The 16,008-nt window shown below is 64.0% G+C and carries 18 protein-coding genes and 1 pseudogene; 18 read left to right on the top strand and 1 reads right to left on the bottom strand.

The genetic code is table 11. The features are described 5' to 3' along the window. Positions 1-43: 43 nt before the first annotated feature. Positions 44-238, bottom strand: coding sequence for a DUF6900 domain-containing protein (locus ACS5RD_RS04175; protein ID WP_304927471.1), 195 nt, complete (start codon positions 236-238; stop codon positions 44-46). 117 nt (positions 239-355) lie between these two features. Between ACS5RD_RS04175 and ACS5RD_RS04170 the strand changes: the two genes are divergently transcribed. The 18 genes and pseudogenes from ACS5RD_RS04170 to ACS5RD_RS04085 all read left to right on the top strand — a co-directional run bounded on the left by ACS5RD_RS04170 (position 356) and on the right by ACS5RD_RS04085 (position 16,006). Then, positions 356-910: a hypothetical protein gene (locus ACS5RD_RS04170; RefSeq protein WP_489930125.1), complete on the top strand. Its 555-nt coding sequence runs from the start codon at positions 356-358 to the stop codon at positions 908-910. Next, positions 858-2,885, top strand: coding sequence for a phage terminase large subunit family protein (locus tag ACS5RD_RS04165; protein ID WP_489930124.1), 2,028 nt, complete (start codon positions 858-860; stop codon positions 2,883-2,885). The genes ACS5RD_RS04170 and ACS5RD_RS04165 overlap by 53 nt, the downstream gene beginning before the upstream one ends. A gap of 5 nt (positions 2,886-2,890) precedes the next feature. Continuing rightward, positions 2,891-3,106 carry a phage head-tail joining protein gene (locus ACS5RD_RS04160; protein ID WP_489930123.1) on the top strand — a complete coding sequence of 72 codons (216 nt, stop codon included), beginning with the start codon at positions 2,891-2,893 and terminating at the stop codon, positions 3,104-3,106. Positions 3,107-3,108: 2 nt separating this feature from the next. Further along, on the top strand, positions 3,109-4,623 hold the full coding sequence (locus ACS5RD_RS04155) for a phage portal protein (RefSeq protein WP_489930122.1): 1,515 nt from the start codon (positions 3,109-3,111) through the stop codon (positions 4,621-4,623). A gap of 5 nt (positions 4,624-4,628) precedes the next feature. Next, positions 4,629-6,011 (top strand): S49 family peptidase, encoded by a 1,383-nt coding sequence (locus ACS5RD_RS04150; protein ID WP_489930121.1) that lies wholly within the window; start codon positions 4,629-4,631, stop codon positions 6,009-6,011. Positions 6,012-6,040: 29 nt separating this feature from the next. Beyond that, a complete protein-coding gene (locus ACS5RD_RS04145; protein WP_489930120.1) occupies positions 6,041-6,421 on the top strand; it encodes a head decoration protein in 381 nt (126 codons plus the stop codon). A gap of 55 nt (positions 6,422-6,476) precedes the next feature. After that, positions 6,477-7,499, top strand: coding sequence for a major capsid protein (locus ACS5RD_RS04140; protein WP_489930119.1), 1,023 nt, complete (start codon positions 6,477-6,479; stop codon positions 7,497-7,499). Between the two features lie 14 nt (positions 7,500-7,513). Further along, a complete protein-coding gene (locus ACS5RD_RS04135) occupies positions 7,514-7,828 on the top strand; it encodes a head-tail joining protein (RefSeq protein ID WP_489930118.1) in 315 nt (104 codons plus the stop codon). Then, the gene (locus ACS5RD_RS04130; RefSeq protein WP_489930117.1) at positions 7,825-8,463 is read left to right on the top strand and encodes a DUF6441 family protein; all 639 of its coding nucleotides are present in this window, start codon (positions 7,825-7,827) and stop codon (positions 8,461-8,463) included. Before ACS5RD_RS04135 ends, ACS5RD_RS04130 begins: the two co-directional genes overlap by 4 nt. Before the next feature lie 187 nt (positions 8,464-8,650). Next, a complete protein-coding gene (locus tag ACS5RD_RS04125) occupies positions 8,651-9,106 on the top strand; it encodes a GNAT family N-acetyltransferase (RefSeq protein ID WP_489930116.1) in 456 nt (151 codons plus the stop codon). Between the two features lie 96 nt (positions 9,107-9,202). Continuing rightward, positions 9,203-9,625, top strand: coding sequence for an acyl-CoA transferase (locus tag ACS5RD_RS04120; protein WP_489930115.1), 423 nt, complete (start codon positions 9,203-9,205; stop codon positions 9,623-9,625). Between the two features lie 24 nt (positions 9,626-9,649). Next, positions 9,650-10,918, top strand: coding sequence for a phage tail tube protein (locus tag ACS5RD_RS04115; protein ID WP_489930114.1), 1,269 nt, complete (start codon positions 9,650-9,652; stop codon positions 10,916-10,918). Continuing rightward, entirely contained in the window at positions 10,918-11,355 is a 438-nt protein-coding gene (locus tag ACS5RD_RS04110; protein WP_489930113.1) for a phage-derived protein YdaY family protein, read from the top strand. The genes ACS5RD_RS04115 and ACS5RD_RS04110 overlap by 1 nt, the downstream gene beginning before the upstream one ends. Before the next feature lie 29 nt (positions 11,356-11,384). Beyond that, positions 11,385-11,582: a DUF7697 family protein gene (locus ACS5RD_RS04105; RefSeq protein WP_489930112.1), complete on the top strand. Its 198-nt coding sequence runs from the start codon at positions 11,385-11,387 to the stop codon at positions 11,580-11,582. Then, positions 11,575-14,025, top strand: coding sequence for a phage tail tape measure C-terminal domain-containing protein (locus ACS5RD_RS04100; protein WP_489930111.1), 2,451 nt, complete (start codon positions 11,575-11,577; stop codon positions 14,023-14,025). Before ACS5RD_RS04105 ends, ACS5RD_RS04100 begins: the two co-directional genes overlap by 8 nt. Beyond that, positions 14,025-14,468, top strand: a pseudogene (locus tag ACS5RD_RS04095) (phage distal tail protein, Rcc01695 family); the annotation flags it as partial. The gene ACS5RD_RS04100 and the pseudogene ACS5RD_RS04095, both read left to right, overlap by 1 nt. Before the next feature lie 15 nt (positions 14,469-14,483). Further along, entirely contained in the window at positions 14,484-15,134 is a 651-nt protein-coding gene (locus ACS5RD_RS04090; protein ID WP_489931327.1) for a DUF2460 domain-containing protein, read from the top strand. Further along, a complete protein-coding gene (locus ACS5RD_RS04085; protein ID WP_489930110.1) occupies positions 15,131-16,006 on the top strand; it encodes a DUF2163 domain-containing protein in 876 nt (291 codons plus the stop codon). Before ACS5RD_RS04090 ends, ACS5RD_RS04085 begins: the two co-directional genes overlap by 4 nt. Positions 16,007-16,008 lie beyond the last annotated feature (2 nt).

Raw genomic sequence — 16,008 nt, 5'->3', positions numbered from 1 at the left:
GTTCGGCACGGAAGGTTGTGGTGCGGCGAGTGTGTGCTCCTGTTCAGCGGGTTGCGGCCTGGCCAGCAGCGAAGGCCGCTTCCAGTGCGGCGCGGATCGACCAGACCGCGACATCGTGGAAGTCGAGGCCGTCGCTGTTGCGGGTTTCAAGCGTCTCTAGGAAGAAATGCTTGGCGGCGATTTCCAGCAGCAAGGCTTCGCTGGGGGCTTTGGCGGGGGCTGCGGTCTTGGCGGTCATGGCGTGGTCTCCGGTGGTGAGCTGCATCGTTCTCGTGTAATCAGATTCGCTCTTCTTCGAAGTGCAATCAACTGAATAACTAGCAATTTCATTGCCGTAAGCATGGCGGATGGTAGCATGGACGGCATGAGCGAACGTGAATATTCCGGCCATTCCGGCCTGTCGCGCGGGGCGATCCAGAAGGCCCGAAAGTCCGGGCGGCTGGTGGTTTACGGCGATGGGTCGATCAACGCGGCCGCATCTGATGTGCGTCGCGGTGAGATGACCGACCCGGACCAGCAGCGCCGCAGCACCGGTGGCGATACCGGGTTCAGCGGCCCAGCCGACAGCTCATCCTATCTGAAAGCCCGCACCGCGCTGACGGTCTATCAGGCGCAGGAACGCCAGTTGGCGATCCAGAAGAAGAAAGGCTTGCTGATCGACAGGGCGCGCGCCGAGGCGCTGGTGTTCCGCTTGGCGCGTCAGGAACGCGATGTCTGGGTGACATGGCCTGCCCGGGTGGCAGCGCTGATGGCTGCCCAAATTGCAGCGGAAGTGGAGAAACAAACCGACAAGCCGGTGCAACCGGAGCTGCCCGTGATCATTGAGGCCGCGATCCTGCAGGGGGTGCTGGAAACCCATGTCAGAGAACAGCTCGCTGCCCTCGCAGACCTCCGCGTCTCCCTGGGGTGACGATGACGGCCTGACCGCTGACCTCGACCTCGGGTTTGACGGGGCTGAGGATATACTGCGCACTTGGCGCCGGGGGATGCGGCCCGACCCGGACCTGACGGTGTCAGAATGGGCAGACCAGCATCGCTGGCTGTCGTCTCGGGCCAGCGCGGAGCCGGGGCGGTACCGGACGGCGCGCACACCCTACCTGCGCGAGATCATGGATGCGCTGTCGCCCCGTCACCCGGCGCAGCGGATCAGCTTCATGAAGGCGGCGCAAGTCGGGGCGACAGAGGCTGGCAACAACTGGATCGGTTTTGTCATCCACCATGCGCCGGGGCCAATGCTAGCGGTGCTGCCGACGGTGGAAATGGCCAAGCGCACTTCGCGCGGGCGGCTGGACCCGTTGATCGCGGACAGTCCTGCCTTGCGTGAACGGGTCAATCCGGCGCGTTCGCGTGATGCTGGCAACTCGATGCTGTCCAAGGAATTCCCCGGCGGCATCTTGGTGCTGACGGGGGCCAACTCTGCCACTGGCCTGCGCTCGATGCCTGCACGCTACATCTTTCTCGACGAGGTTGATGCCTATCCTGCATCCGCCGACGAGGAAGGCGACCCGGTCACTTTGGCCGAAGCGCGGACCACAACCTTCTCGCATCGCCGCAAGGTGTTCATGGTCTCGACGCCCACGATCCGGGGCCTGAGCCGGATTGAGCGGGAATTTGAGGCCAGCGATCAGCGTCGCTACTTCGTGCCCTGCCCTTATTGTGGGGCGATCCAGTGGCTGCAGTTTGAGCGGCTGCGCTGGGCAAAGGGCCAGCCAGAGACCGCCGCCTACCATTGCGAGGGGTGTGAAAAGCCCATCGCCGAGCATCACAAGACCCAGATGCTGGAGCGGGGTGAATGGCGGCCGACGGCGATCTCTATCGACCCGCATTCGATCGGTTTCCATATCTCGGCGCTTTATTCGCCGATGGGCTGGAAAAGCTGGGCCCAGATCGCAAGGGACTGGTTGGCGGCCCAAGGCTCCGACGAGATGCTGCGGGCGGCGCGCAACACGCTTCTGGGCGAAACATGGGTGGAATCTGGCGATGCGCCAGAATGGCAGCGGCTGGCGGATCGCCGTGAGGTATTTGCCGCCACTGTGCCACACCTCGGGCTGTTCCTCACTGCCGGGGCGGATGTGCAGAAAGACCGGATTGAAGTCGACGTCTGGGCTTGGGGCCGGGGTCTGGAAAGCTGGCTCGTCGAGCACATCGTCATTGCGGGTGGTCCGGAGGATCCTGCGGCCTGGGACAAGCTGACGGCCCTGCTTGGTCGGACATGGGTGCATGAAAGCGGCGCCGTCATGCAACTGTCCAAACTGGCCATCGACACTGGCTACGAGGCCCCGGCGGTCTATGCCTGGTCCCGCACCGCCGGTTACGCGCAGGTGACGCCGATCAAGGGTGTTGAAAGCTTCAACCGGTCAACCCCGGTGTCGGGGCCGACCTTTGTTGACGCCACCATCGGCGGCAAGCGTCTGCGGCGTGGGGCTCGGCTCTGGACCATCGCGGTGTCGACCTTCAAGGCCGAGACGTATCGGTTCCTGCGGTTGGAACGCCCCAGCGATGAAGATCGCGCAGTTGGTGTCTGCGATCCAGCTGGCACGATGCACCTGCCCAACTGGGCCGACACTGAATGGCTGAAGCAGCTGGTGGCCGAACAGATGGTCACGGTGCGCAACAAGCGCGGCTTCGGCCACCAGGAATGGCAGAAGATGCGGGAGCGGAACGAGGCGCTGGACTGCCGGGTCTACGCCCGCGCGGCAGCTTGGATCCTTGGCGCCGATCGCTGGGACGAGGCTACGTGGCGGTCGCTTGAAGCGCAGGCTGGCGTCGAGACCAAGGAACAGGTTGTGGCGGTGGTGGTCGAACAGACCGCGCCCACGGCCGGAACCGTTCTGACACCGCGCCGCCGCCGCTCCGGTGCGGTGACTCCGAAATACATGAGGTAGCAAGAATGACACTGGCCGAAATGCAGGCGCTGCTCAGCGCCCTTCTGGGCATGCGCTTTGGCGGGGTCCGGTCAATCACCTATGACGGTCGCCAGATTAGCTACGGCTCGGATGCCGAACTCGCGACCGCGATCTTCGATCTGGAACGGAGGATCGCGGCCGCCGACACCACCGTGACTCTGTCGCGGGTGTCCCGGCCCTTTGCTTCGAAGGATCTGTGATCATGGCGCAGGCGAATTGGCGGTCCCGCCTCGGCGCATGGGTTGGCGGCTTCGGCGTGCCGGGCGGCTTCGATGCCACCTCGGGGCAGCGCAGGTTGAAGGGCTTTGTCACATCCCGCGCCCATGTCAACGCGTTGATCGCCGCGTCAGGTCCGGAGATGAGCGCCCGTGCCCGCTGGCTGGTCCGCAACAACGGCTATGCCGCCAATGCCATCGAAAGCTGGGCGGCCAACACCGTGGGCGATGGGATCAGCCCGAACTCGTCCATCGCGCAGGCTTCTCGCAAAGATGCTGTGCAGAGGCTGTGGCTGGCCTGGACCGATGATGCGGACGCCGAGGGGTTGACCGATTTCTATGGGTTGCAGCGCCGCGCCGCCCGCGAAGTGTTCATGACCGGCGAGGTCTTCCTGCGGTTCCGGCCACGCCGACCGGAGGACGGTCTGGTGGTACCGCTGCAAGTGCAGATGCTGCCGTCTGAAATGTTGCCACTCAATCACAACGCTGTCGATGGCAACGGCAATATCATCCGTCAGGGCATCGAGTTCGACCGGGTCGGACGCCGAACCGCTTTCCACTTCCTGCGCCGCCATCCAAGCGACAGCACCGATCCGGGGTTGGCAGGCGAAACCGTGAGGGTTCCGGCTTCCGAAGTGCTGCATGTGATCGACCCGGTGGAGGCTGGGCAGTTGCGCGGCGTGTCGCGTTTTGCGCCTGCCATCGTGAAGCTGTTCCTGCTCGATCAGTACGACGATGCCGAGTTGGACCGCAAAAAGGTCGCGGCGATGTATGCGATGTTCGTGACCTCGCCCGCGCCGGATAACCCATTGGCCCCGCCCGACGAGGAATATGAAGTGGCTCCTGGTCAGGTGGTGCGCCTTGATCCCGGCGAGGACGTGACCGTCAGCGCCCCGGCTGATTCCGGTTCCACCTACGAGCCGTTCCAATACCGCACGCTGCTGCAAATCTCGGCGGCGCTGGGCATCCCCTATGGGTATCTCAGCAATGACGGGGCGAAGGGCAACTTCTCGAACTCCCGGCTGTCGCTGATCGAGTTTCGCCGCAGGGTTTCGGCTTGGCAGCATTCGGTGATGGTGTTCCAGATGTGCCGACCGGTCTGGGCGCGTTTGATGGACACGGCCGTGCTGGCTGGGGCATTGCGGCTGCCGGGATATGACCGCCGCCGCGCCGAATATCTCGCCTGCAACTGGCTGCCGACCAAGTGGGATTGGGTCGATCCGCTGAAGGACGCGAATGCCGAGATTGCCCAGATCGAAGCCGGGCTAAAATCGCGCACCCAAGCCATCGCCGAGCGCGGCTATGACGCCGAGCAGGTCGACGCCGAAATCGCCCGTGAACGCGACCGCGAACGCAGGCTCGGCCTCGATTTCCGCCGTCCGGGATCCCCGGCGCAGGCTCCTGGCGGCGGTGAACCGAACTCCGGTGATCAAAACGCGCAGGACCAGACTGCGCAGGATCCCAACCAGAACTCGCCCCAAGATGCTGCCCCGCAGGAGTGATCAGGATGTTTCATGCGCAGATTGCCCAGCGGGCTTTCAACACGCCCCTGCTGGTCGAACCTTCGAAGGCGATGGCCTTCCTTTCCGGGCTTGGACCGCGCATCACCGGGCGGCAGTTGCGGTTGGCCGGGATTGAGGTCGCACCCGAAGATATGACCCATGCGGCGCTGCCCGCCCGGGCCGGGATCCTGACCAATGGCCTGGCTGAGCAATATCAACGGGATGGCCAGACACCCTTTGCGATGGTCGATGGTGTGGCGGTGATCGAAGTCTCCGGCGTGTTGGTGCATCGCGGGGCGTGGATTGGGCAGTCGTCCGGGCAGACCTCCTATGAGGGAATCGCCGCGCAACTCGGCGCTGCCGCCTCGGACCCGGGCGTGCGTGGCATTGCCCTTGAGATCGACAGCTTCGGCGGCGAGGTCGCGGGCGTGTTCGATTTGGCCGACGCCATTCGGGCAGCACGGTTGGCAAAGCCAATCTGGGCCTTCGTCGCGGAGCACGCTTTCTCGGCGGGCTATGCCCTGGCATCGCAAGCCGACCGGATCATCCTGCCCCGCACTGGCGCCGTGGGCAGCATCGGTGTCGTTGTCATGCACGCCGACCTGAGCGGCCAGTTGTCGGATGCAGGCGTGACGGTCACCCTGATCCATTCAGGCGCGCACAAGGTCGACGGCAATCCCTATGCGCCGCTGCCCGACCCGGTGCGCGCCCGCATCCAGGCGGAAATCGATAGTATCCGGACCCTTTTCGCCCAGACCATCGCGGCCGGTCGTGGTCACCGCCTTACGGCAAACGCCGCGCTCGCCACAGAAGCCGAGTGCTATCGCGGCGCAGAGGCCATGGCGGCCGGGCTGGCCGATGAGGTTTCCGACCCGGCATCGGCCTTTGCCGCCTTCGCCGCTGCCGTGAATGGGCGCGGCACTCTCCGAAACGCTAGACCCGCCCGACCAGCGCAATCGCAATTTTCCAAGGAGTCAATCATGAAACCCAACGCAGCCACCACGACCGATGACCTTGTCCCCGATGAAACCGACGGCACGACAGCCCCGGCGCAAGTGGCACCGCCTTCCGCGCCCGCTGAACATGCCCCCAGCCCCAATCCTGCGCCAAGCGAGGCCGCGACTGCCGTGGCGCTCGTCCGCGCCGAGGCGGCGGAATTGGCCACCGTGGGCGCTCAGGCTGCGCGGTTGGGTGTGAGCATCGACGTGGCCGAGGCGGTCCAGAAGGGCATCCGACCAGACGCGCTGCGCGCTTCCGTTCTGAACCAGTTGGCCGCCCGCAGCGATGCCGCTGCGATTGCCGTGGTGCCGCCGCCCAAATCCGCAGCACCGGAAAGCCCGTTGCTCGCCGCAGCCAAACGCGTCGCCAGCGCTGGAAAATCGGCCTGACGCCCCTCCAACCCGAAAGGATCTGAACCATGCCTACGCTCACTCAAGCGGCCTCACAGGCCGATGTTGTCAAATTCCAGATCGACCCAAACTACACCAACGAAGCAATCACCCTGTTGCTCGGCACGAACTACAAGGCGGGATCCGTGCTGGGCAAGATCACCGCCACCGACAAATACAAGCTGGCCACCGGCGCTGGTGCGGATGGGGCGCAGATTGCTTCGGCCGTCCTGTTGAACCCGGTCGATGCAACCCTCGCCGATGCCACCGGCCTCATTCTGGCGCGGGGCCCAGCCATTGTCTCGAAAGTAGCACTGGTGTTTGACGCCACCGTCAACACCGTCCCTCTGACCGCCACGAAATGGGCCGAACTGACCGCCGTCGGCATCGTGCCGCGCACCAGCGCCTGATCCGCAGCGAAACAATCGCCGCCCCTTATCCAACCCCAAAACCCTCGGAGACATCATGAACGCCATCATTCGCAACCCGTTTGACGCGGGCGGCTATTCGCTTGCCGAAATGACCCAAGCCATCAACATCCTGCCCAACCTCTACACCCGCCTCGGTGAAATCGGCCTGTTCAGCTTCGAAGGCATCACCCAACGCTCGGTCATCATCGAGCAGTTCGAGGGTTCCCTGAACGTCCTTCCCTCCGTCCCCTTGGGCGCACCTGCCACCCTCGCCACCCGGCAGGGCCGCTCAATGCGCTCGTTCGGCCTGCCGTGGATCCCGCATGATGATGTGATCCTCGCTTCCGACATTCAGGGTGTGCCCGCCTTCGGTGGCAGCGAGAACGAGCAACTGGCCACCGTAATGATGCGCAAACTGACCCTGATGCGCCGCAAACACGCGCAGACCCGCGAATATATGGAGATGAATGCCCTGCGCGGCATCGTGAAGGATGGTGCGGGCACCACGCTTTACAACTACTTCACCGAATTTGGCCTCGCGCAAATCTCGGTCGATTTCCTGCTCGGGACGGCAACGACCCTCGTGCAGGCCAAGGTCCGCGAAGCGATCCGGGCCGTGGAAGACAATCTCTTGGGCGAGTCGATGATCAGCGTTTACGCGCTGGTCAGCCCGGAATTCTTCGACAAGCTGATCGGCCATGCCCTGACGCAGGAGGCCTACAAGTTCTACTCTGCCTTGGGCGCGCAGCCCCTGCGCCAAGACGTGCGGCGATCTTTTCCCTTCGCGGGAATCCTGTTCGAGGAATACCGGGGCACCGTCACCCTCTCGACCGGCGTGGCGGAACGGCTGATCCCGGCAGGCGAAGGCATCGCCTTCCCGATCGGCACCATCGACACCTTCACCACCTATGGCGGCCCGGCCAACCAAATCAGCCTCGCCAACACCATCGGCCTGCCGCTTTATGCCCGCCAGCTGATGGACGACAAGGACCGCTGGATCAACATCCTGACCGAGGCATCGATCCTGCCGGTCAACAAGCGGCCGCGCACCGCGATCCGCCTGTTCACGTCCAACTGATCGGGGCCAGCGACATGAACGCCTTCGCCACCGCTATGAACGTGATCTTTGCCGATCCCAACATGGCGGTGAATGCCCTCTGGTTTGCGGGCGGAACCGGTCCCGGCATCGCCATCCGGGTCATCCGCAAGTCGCCCGACGAGATCACGCCCTTCGGCGCTGGGCGCATCCTGTCGGAAACCACCATGCTGGATGCGCGCATCGCCGACATGCCCACACCTGCGCCGGGCGATTTGATCCGCATCGGGCTAGAGGACTTCATACTTCAGGGGGAGCCGAAGCTCGACCGCGAACAGCTGATCTGGACGCTTAACACGAGGACGCCATGAAACTGAACGTCAGCTTCACCCCCGACCTCATCGCCCTGATGCGCGCCGAGGTAGCGGCGGGGCAAAAGGCGGTCTCCATCACAATGGCCCAAGCCGGGACCAGCCTCAAATCGGCCTGGCGGGCCCAGATCACCGGTGCGGGTTTGGGCCAGCGCCTCGCCAACACCATCCGGTCACAGACCTATCCCAAGGGTCGCAACAGCCTCGACGCGGCCACACTGGTCTGGTCGAACGCCCCGGTCATCATTGGCGCGCATGACACCGGGCCGCTGATCCGCTCGAGCAATGGCTTCTGGCTGGCGATCCCATTGCCCGCCGCTGGAAAGGCGCTGGGTGGCAAGCGCATCACCCCGGCCATGTGGGAGAGAAAGACCGGCCTGCGCCTGCGTTTTGTCTATCGCAGCCGGGGGCCGAGTCTTTTGGTGGCGGATGCGGTGCGGCTGAACACGCGCGGTCAGGCGGCAGTCTCCAAGTCGAAAAGCGGGAAGGGTCAGGTGACTGCACCGATCTTCCTGCTGGTGCGGCAGGTTAAACTGCCGAAGCGGCTGGATCTAGCGAGGGATGCAGAACGGGCGCTGGCAGCCATTCCGGGCAGCATCGTGCGCAACTGGGTGAACGGGCAGATCGGCCATTGACCGCTATTTGGACAAAGGTGCCGCTCGTTGCATCTGCGCCAATGGTCGGGTTGAATTAGCCACACCCAATCACGCCATCTATCGAGCTTGAGATTCATCTTCACAACTAATATCGACTGCTGGGCACTGATGGAATTTTGCTCTCGCCAGATTTCTGGGCGATTAGGGCGGCAAAGAGGGCGACGGTTTGAAGACTAGAAATGCGACGAAAGCAGACGCTTTTGCTATCCAAACCCTGACGCGGGAAGCCTATGCGAAGTGGGTTCCGTTGATAGGGCGCGAGCCTTTGCCGATGACGGTCGATTACCATGATGCCGTCAAGCAACATCTTTTTCGACTTGTGCACGTGGGCGAAACATTGGCCGCTCTCGTCGAGACGGTCACAGAAGCTGATCATGTTTTGATAGAAAATCTTGCCGTTTTACCCGCTTTTCAGGGCAATGGCTTCGGGCGACGGTTGCTGGCCCTTGTTGAACAGACCGCAAAGGCCGAAGGGGTGATGCGGATCAAGCTTTACACCAATAAGCTGTTTGCCGAGAACATCGAATTCTACTCGCGACATGGCTACACAATTGATTTTGAAGAGCCGTTCAAAGGCGGCATGTTAGTTTACATGAGCAAATCATTGGCGCAAGTAACTTAGCCTGCTCGGTTGAGCGGTCGTTGGCCGCACCGCGCAGCATTGTTAAGTTGGGTTCCTTGCGGTCGTTGGCTACGCCATCAGATTTGGAAAGAACAAATGCCCAGCATCCGCGAAACCATTCTAGCCGCCCTTCACGCGCGGTTGCAAACCCTTGCCGCCCCAGTGCTGCGTGGCGAAGTGCTGCCCGAACGCATTCCTGCCACGGGCCTGATCATCCTGCGCGACGGCAAGCCGGGCGATCCGGAGGTGACGCTGTCGCCGCTGACCTATTTCTACGAGCATCGGGCTGAGTTGGAGGTGGTGATCCAGGCGGGGACCGGACGCGATTCCCTGTTCGATGAGCTGACGGCGGATATTGGCGCGGCGCTGACCGCTGATCGCACGCTAGGTGGTCTATGCGATTGGGTGGAGGCAGAAGCGCCCGAGCCTGTCGATCTGCCCATCGAGGGCGCGGCCGCCTTGAAAGCGGCGGTGATCACCATTGTGCTGCACTACACCACGCCCGACCCACTGATCTGATTTCCCACATGAAAGGACACTGAAATGGCACGCGCACAAGGAGCGCGGGCGCAGATGGCGCTTGCGTTCGAGACTGTTTACGGCACCCCGCCGGGGTCCGGTTTTACCCAAATGCCGTTCATCACCTCATCACTGGCAGCTGAGCAACCGTTGCTGGCCTCGGAATTACTGGGCTATGGCCGCGATCCACGCGCGCCACTGTTGGATGCGATTACCACGGACGGCGATGTCGAAGTGCCGATCGATGCGGTGGGTTTCGGCTTCTGGTTGAAGGCGGCCTTCGGCGCACCCACCACCGCTGGCACGGTGGCCGCAACCGGGTCGATCACCTTCTCGACCCAACCCGCCGTAAACGGCACCCTGACGATCAACGGAACCGTGTTCACCTTTGTGGCCTCGGGGGCTGTCGGCAACCAGGTCAATATCGGCGCCAACCTGGCGGCGACCATGACGGCCCTCGCAGTGGCGTTGAACGCCAGCGTCGTCACCGGCGTGGCGCTGGCAACTTACACCGGCACAGCCACTGCGCTGACCATGGTACATGACATGCTTGGCAGCACCGGAAACACCTTCTCGCTGGCCACGTCCATCTCGCCCGCCTCCAACGGCACGGTTTCGGCTGCGACCCTGACCGGCGGGTTGAATGCCCACACTTTCCTATCCGGCAGTTGGACCCTGCCCAGCATGTCTATCGAAGTTGGCATGCCGGAGGTGCCGCGCTTTGCGATGTATTCTGGCTGCGTGCTGGATTCACTGTCATGGCAGATGGAGCGGTCTGGCCTTCTCGGGGCCAAGGCTATGCTGGTGGCGCAGGGCGAAACCATTGCCGCCGCCACCGGTGCCGGAACACCCGCTACCATGGCCCTGAAGCGGTTCGGCCATTTCAACGGCGCTATCAAGCGCGACGGGTTGGCGCTGGGCAACATCGTCTCGGCCGATGTCACCTACGCCAACAATCTCGACCGGATCGAGACCATCCGCTCCGATGCCAAGATCGACGGCGCTGACCCAACCATCGCGGCGTTGACTGGCAAGATCGAGGTTCGCTTTGCTGACACCACGCTTCTGACCCAAGCGTTCAACGGCACGGCGGCGGCGCTAGAGTTCAGCTACCTGCTGGCCAGCGGCGAAGGCCTTACCTTGACCGCCCATGCCGTCTATCTGCCCCGCCCGCGCATCGAAATCAAAGGCCCGAAAGGTGTGCAAGCGTCCTTCGACTGGCAAGGCGCACTGGCCGCCAGCCCGGCGCGGATGTGCACCGTCGTCCTCGTCAACAGCATTGGAGGTTACTGATGATACGGATCCAACTTTTCCCCGAACCGCAATGGTTTGAGCTCGGCCACGGCGTGCGCCTGCAGCTTCTGCCACTGACCACGGCGCTGATGGTTGCCACCCGCTCCGACCCCGCCGTGCAGGCGCTGGCGGCCGATGCCAGCAACGACACAAGAGCGGCGATCTTCGCTGCAGCGCTTGCCCGTCGCGCTATCGTCAATTGGGAAGGCGTCGGCGATGCAGATGGCGCGGTCATCGCGGTGACCCCGGAGGGGATCAACGCGCTGCTGTCGCTCTGGCCGATCTTCGAGGCGTTCAACCTCCTCTACGTCAGCCGCGGCATGTTGCTGGACGCGGAAAAAAACGGCTCTGCGCCCTCGCCGACTGGCACTTCGGCGGGGGCGACAGCTACTGCGCGGCCTGTGAAACGCAGTGTGCGGACTGCCCCGCGCGACTGAACCAGCCCCTGAGCCTTGACGGTTGGCAAGTGTGGGATCTGGTTGGCCGTCTGGGCGGGCAGATGCGGGTCGCAGGCAGGGCGATCATCGGTTGGGACATGAGTGCGGCCTTGGCGCTGGCCCGAGCGCTGGGCCTGAACCTGATGGTGGTGGCGGAACTGTTGCCAGAACTGGAGGCGGTGATGGTCCGCCGCATCAATGAGAAGATTGGGAACCCTGATGGCTGAGAAACGTGTATCCGTCCGCCTCGCGGCAGTCGGCGGCAAGCAAGTGCGTGCCGAGCTGGAAGGTGTGGGCGACGCCGGGGTCAAAGGCTTCGGCCGCATGTCCAAGGAAGCTGAGATCGCCAACGCCAAACTGGCGGCGTTTTCAACGCGCGTGAAAATCGCCGCAGCTGTGGCGGTCGCGGCCGCCGCTGCGGCGGGCATCGCGATGATCCGTTCAGGGCTGGAGACCATCGACGCGCAGGCCAATCTGGCGCAATCGCTCGGCACCACCACCCGCAGCATCCAGGTGCTGACCTTCGCAGGCGACCTCGCCGGGGTGTCGATGGAGGAGATCGCGGCAGCGACCAAGAAACTGACCCTAAAGCTTTCGGATGCAGCGGGCGGCACTGGTACGGCGGTGGCGGCCCTGCAGCGCCTGCACCTCACCGCAACGGATCTGCAGGCCCTGCCGCTCGATGAGCGCATCGTCGCCATTCAGGATGCTTTGGCGAAGTTCGTGCCCCCGACAGAGCGGGCAGCTGTGGCCTCCGCGCTCTTCGGCGACAAGGCCGCCCTTGCTTTCAGCCGGATCGACAGCGCCACTCTGCGCCAGGCGTCGCAGGATGTGACCGATTTCGGGGTGGCGGTGTCGGATCAGGATGCCGATCAGATCCGGACCGCAGGCGATGCCATCGACCGGCTCGGTCTGGTGTGGCTTGGCCTGGCCAACCAACTGACGGTTGCCGTCGCCCCTGCGCTGGAAACGGTGGCCAATGCGCTGGCCGATGCCACGCGAGTGGGTGGTGTCTTCCAGACCAGCATCAGTTTTCTCGGTGCGCATATCGGCGAGATTGCCAGCATTGCGGGGGCGTTCGCGACCTTCTTTGCCGGGCGGTTCGTCGTGGCCTTGGGCGCGGCCGCGCTGGGGGTCAGCGGCTTTTCCCTGTCATTGGCCGTCCTAAAGGGTGCCTTGATCCGCACCGGCATCGGCGCTCTGATCGTCGGCGCGGGGGAACTGGTCTATCAGTTTTCCAAGCTCGTCGAGGGCGCTGGTGGCTTTGGCGCGGCCCTTGGGCTTCTCTCTGATCTCGCCAGCGAAGTCTGGGACCGGATCGGCCTTGGCGTCGATGCTGTTGTCGCAAGTCTCAGCGCCAGCTGGTCCGGGATCACCGCCACCGTGGCCGATGCCATGCAGGGCGCGTTGGTGGCGGTCGTAGGCTTCGGTAATTCCGCGACCGGCGTGTTTCAGGGGGCGTTTGATGCGGTGAAGGCGATCTGGGCGGCGCTGCCCTCAGCCATTGGCGATTTCGCGTTCCAGGCGGCGAACGGGCTGATTGGCGGCGTCGGGGCGATGCTGAACGGTGTCGTCACCCGGATCAACACCTTCATCTCGGGCCTGAATGCAGCACTCGACATGCTGCCCGATTGGGCCACCGGCGAAGGCGGCATTCAGATCGGCACCCTCGATCCGGTCACGTTGGGCCGGGTGGACAATCCCTTCGCAGGGGCTGCAACAGCCGCCGGTGCCGCCGCAGCGGATGCCTTCAGGGCGGCAATGGGCAAAACCTATATCGAGACGCCTGATCTCGGGCTCGGCACGATGGCGAACGACGCCCGCGACCGGGCCGCCGCCTATTCCGAAGCCTCCGGCATGCTGACCGACGCGGCGACAAGGCCTCTGGCGAGTTGGCAGGCGCTGCAATCGGCGATGACGGCGGCCGGAACAGACGGCGCTGCGACCCTTGATGCCGCCACCGCTGCCGCCGATGGCACGACCGATGCGCTGAATGATGCAGGGCGCGCCGCCGGAGGCGCAGGGGCTGCGGGGAAAGCGGCGGGCGATGCCACAGCAGCCGGGGCAGATACCGCAAAATCCGGCTGGGGCGCTGTGACCGCAGCACTCTCGGACTATGCCAGCAAGGCCCGCGACATCGGCGCCGATGTGGGCCAGGCGCTGGTCGGAGCGTTCCAGTCTGCCGAGGACGCGGTGGGCGAGTTCGTGAAGACCGGCAAGCTGAACTTCGGCGATCTCGTCTCTTCAATCCTGGCCGATCTCGCCAAATTGGCGGTGCGGAAATCCGTGCTCGGCCCCATTGCCGACATGCTTTCCGGCGCGCTGGGCGGCATCGGTGGGATCTTCGCACCGGTCCTGCATTCGGGCGGCATGGTCGGCAGCACAGTGTCCGGTCGCATGATCCCGGCGCTGGCCTTCGCGGGTGCATCCCGGATGCACTCCGGAGGATGGGCCGGTCTTCGGCCTGACGAGGTGCCCGCTATCCTCCAAAAGGGCGAACGCGTGTTGTCGCGGCGAGAATTGGCGGCGCAAGGCGGATCGCAAGCGGGTGGCGGTCAGAATATCGCCGTGACCATTAACGCCAGGGACGCGCAGAGCTTTCGGCAATCGCGCGTCCAGGTCGCCAGCGACATCGCCCGTGCTGTCGCATTCGGTCGGAGGGCGTTCTGATGGCATTCGATGAAGTCCGTTTTCCCGACATGATCAGCCGGGGTGCGCGCGGCGGGCCACAGCGGCGGACCCAGATCGTGACGATGGCCTCGGGCGACGAGGAAAGGAACGCCTCATGGGCCAATTCGCGCAGGTCCTATGATGCCGCCTACGGGATCCGCCGTGCAGACGATCTGGCGGCGGTGATCGCCTTCTTCGAGGCCCGGAACGGCCGCCTGCGCGGGTTCCGCTGGAAAGACTGGGCCGATTACAAATCCTGTCTGCCCTCGGCCACCATCACCGCCTTCGATCAACCCCTCGGCACAGGTGATGGCACGACCACCATGTTCCGGCTGAAGAAGCTCTATGCTTCGGGCGGCCAGACATGGGTACGCACGATCCTGAAGCCAGTGGCCGGGACCGTGCAAACCGGGATCCTGACGCTGCAGGGTCCGGAATTGCTGTCCTCGGGCAGCAATATGCAGTCCGTCACCTGGTCGAACACCGGGGCAACCGGGGCCAGCAGCGCCGTGACCTATGGCAGCTTCACTGCCGCCTATGATCTTGGGGTTTCCGGCGCTGGCCTTCGTCAGCACGCTTCGGTCCCGGTCCAGCAGGGCAAGAAGTACCGCGCGCAGGTCTGGTTTAAGGCGGGTGGGTCGCCCGATGCGCGGCTGAACCTGCGCCTGCAGCCAGGCAACCTCGACAGCGGGATCAAGGGCACGTTCGCCGCGCCCACGATCTTCAACCAGAATGGTGGGGTGGTCTCGAATTTGGGTGTAACCGATCTTGGCGGCGGCTTCTGGCTCTGGTCCTTCGACATCGTCGTGGGGACTGGCCTGACAGGATGCCTCCTCGGGGCTGGCAACAGCACCGCGGGGCAGATCGTCACCATCCTCGGGGCAAGCCTTCGCGAACCGGCCTGGACCGGTGCCGCCCCGGGCTGGACCGCCGATGTCTCTACCGGGATCCTGACCTTCCTCAGCCCACCCTCAGTCGGCGCCAACCTGACGGCCGGTTTCGAATTCGATGTGCCGGTGCGGTTTGACACCGACGATTTGCCCGTCACGCTGGATATCGAGCGCCTGGGATCGATCACATCCATTCCTCTGATCGAGGTCCGCCGATGAAATCCTTGCCCACGGGGCTGCAAGCCCACCTCGACAGCGGCACCACCACCTTGTCATGGTGCTGGAAGATCACCCGAAGGGACGGTGCGGTCTATGGCTTTACAGACCACGACCTGGCCCTAATTTTCGCAGGCACAACTTACGAGCCGGAGAGCGGCTTTGTGCCCTCTGAAATCCGTGCCGGGCAGGATTTCTCGGTCGATGCGCAGGATGTCGAGGGGGCGCTGTCATCCGACCGCATCACCGAAACCGACATCCTGGACGGGCGCTGGGACAATGCCGAGGTTGATGTCTGGCGGGTGAACTGGGCCTCGACCGACCAGCGCGTGCTGATGCGGCGCGGCAATTTAGGTGACATCAGGCGCGGGCGAACCAGTTTCGTGGCCGAGGTGCGCTCCCTGGCACATTGGCTGAACCAGACGGTCGGGCGGACATATCAGTTTTCCTGCGATGCCGATCTGGGCGATGCCCGCTGCGGCGTGGACCTCGCCTCGCCACTTTGGTCGGCGACCGGGACGGTGGCGACACTCTCCGGCAGTCGGGGTTTCTCGGCCGCTGCGCTGGGCAGCTTCGCGAATGGCAGCTTTGCGCTGGGCGTCATCAGTTGGACAACCGGCGCAAATGCCGGGCGCAAGGCCGAGATTGCATCCTTTGCCAGTGGTGCCATCACCCTTTTTGAGGCCCCAGTGCGGCCGATCGCCGTGGGTGACGCATTCCTCGCCACGGCGGGCTGCGACAAGCAATTCGCAACCTGCGCGGCCAAGTTTGGCAATGGCGTCAATTTCCGGGGTTTCCCCCACATGCCCGGCGAAGAGGCCGTGCTGCGCTATCCCAATCAGGGCGATGCCAACAACGGTGCGCCCCTTACCTGACA

Source organism: Cypionkella sp. PAMC25878 (assembly GCF_058135695.1).
The sequence above is the reverse complement of the archived record's forward strand: the minus strand, read 5'-3'. Positions and strand labels throughout refer to the sequence as shown.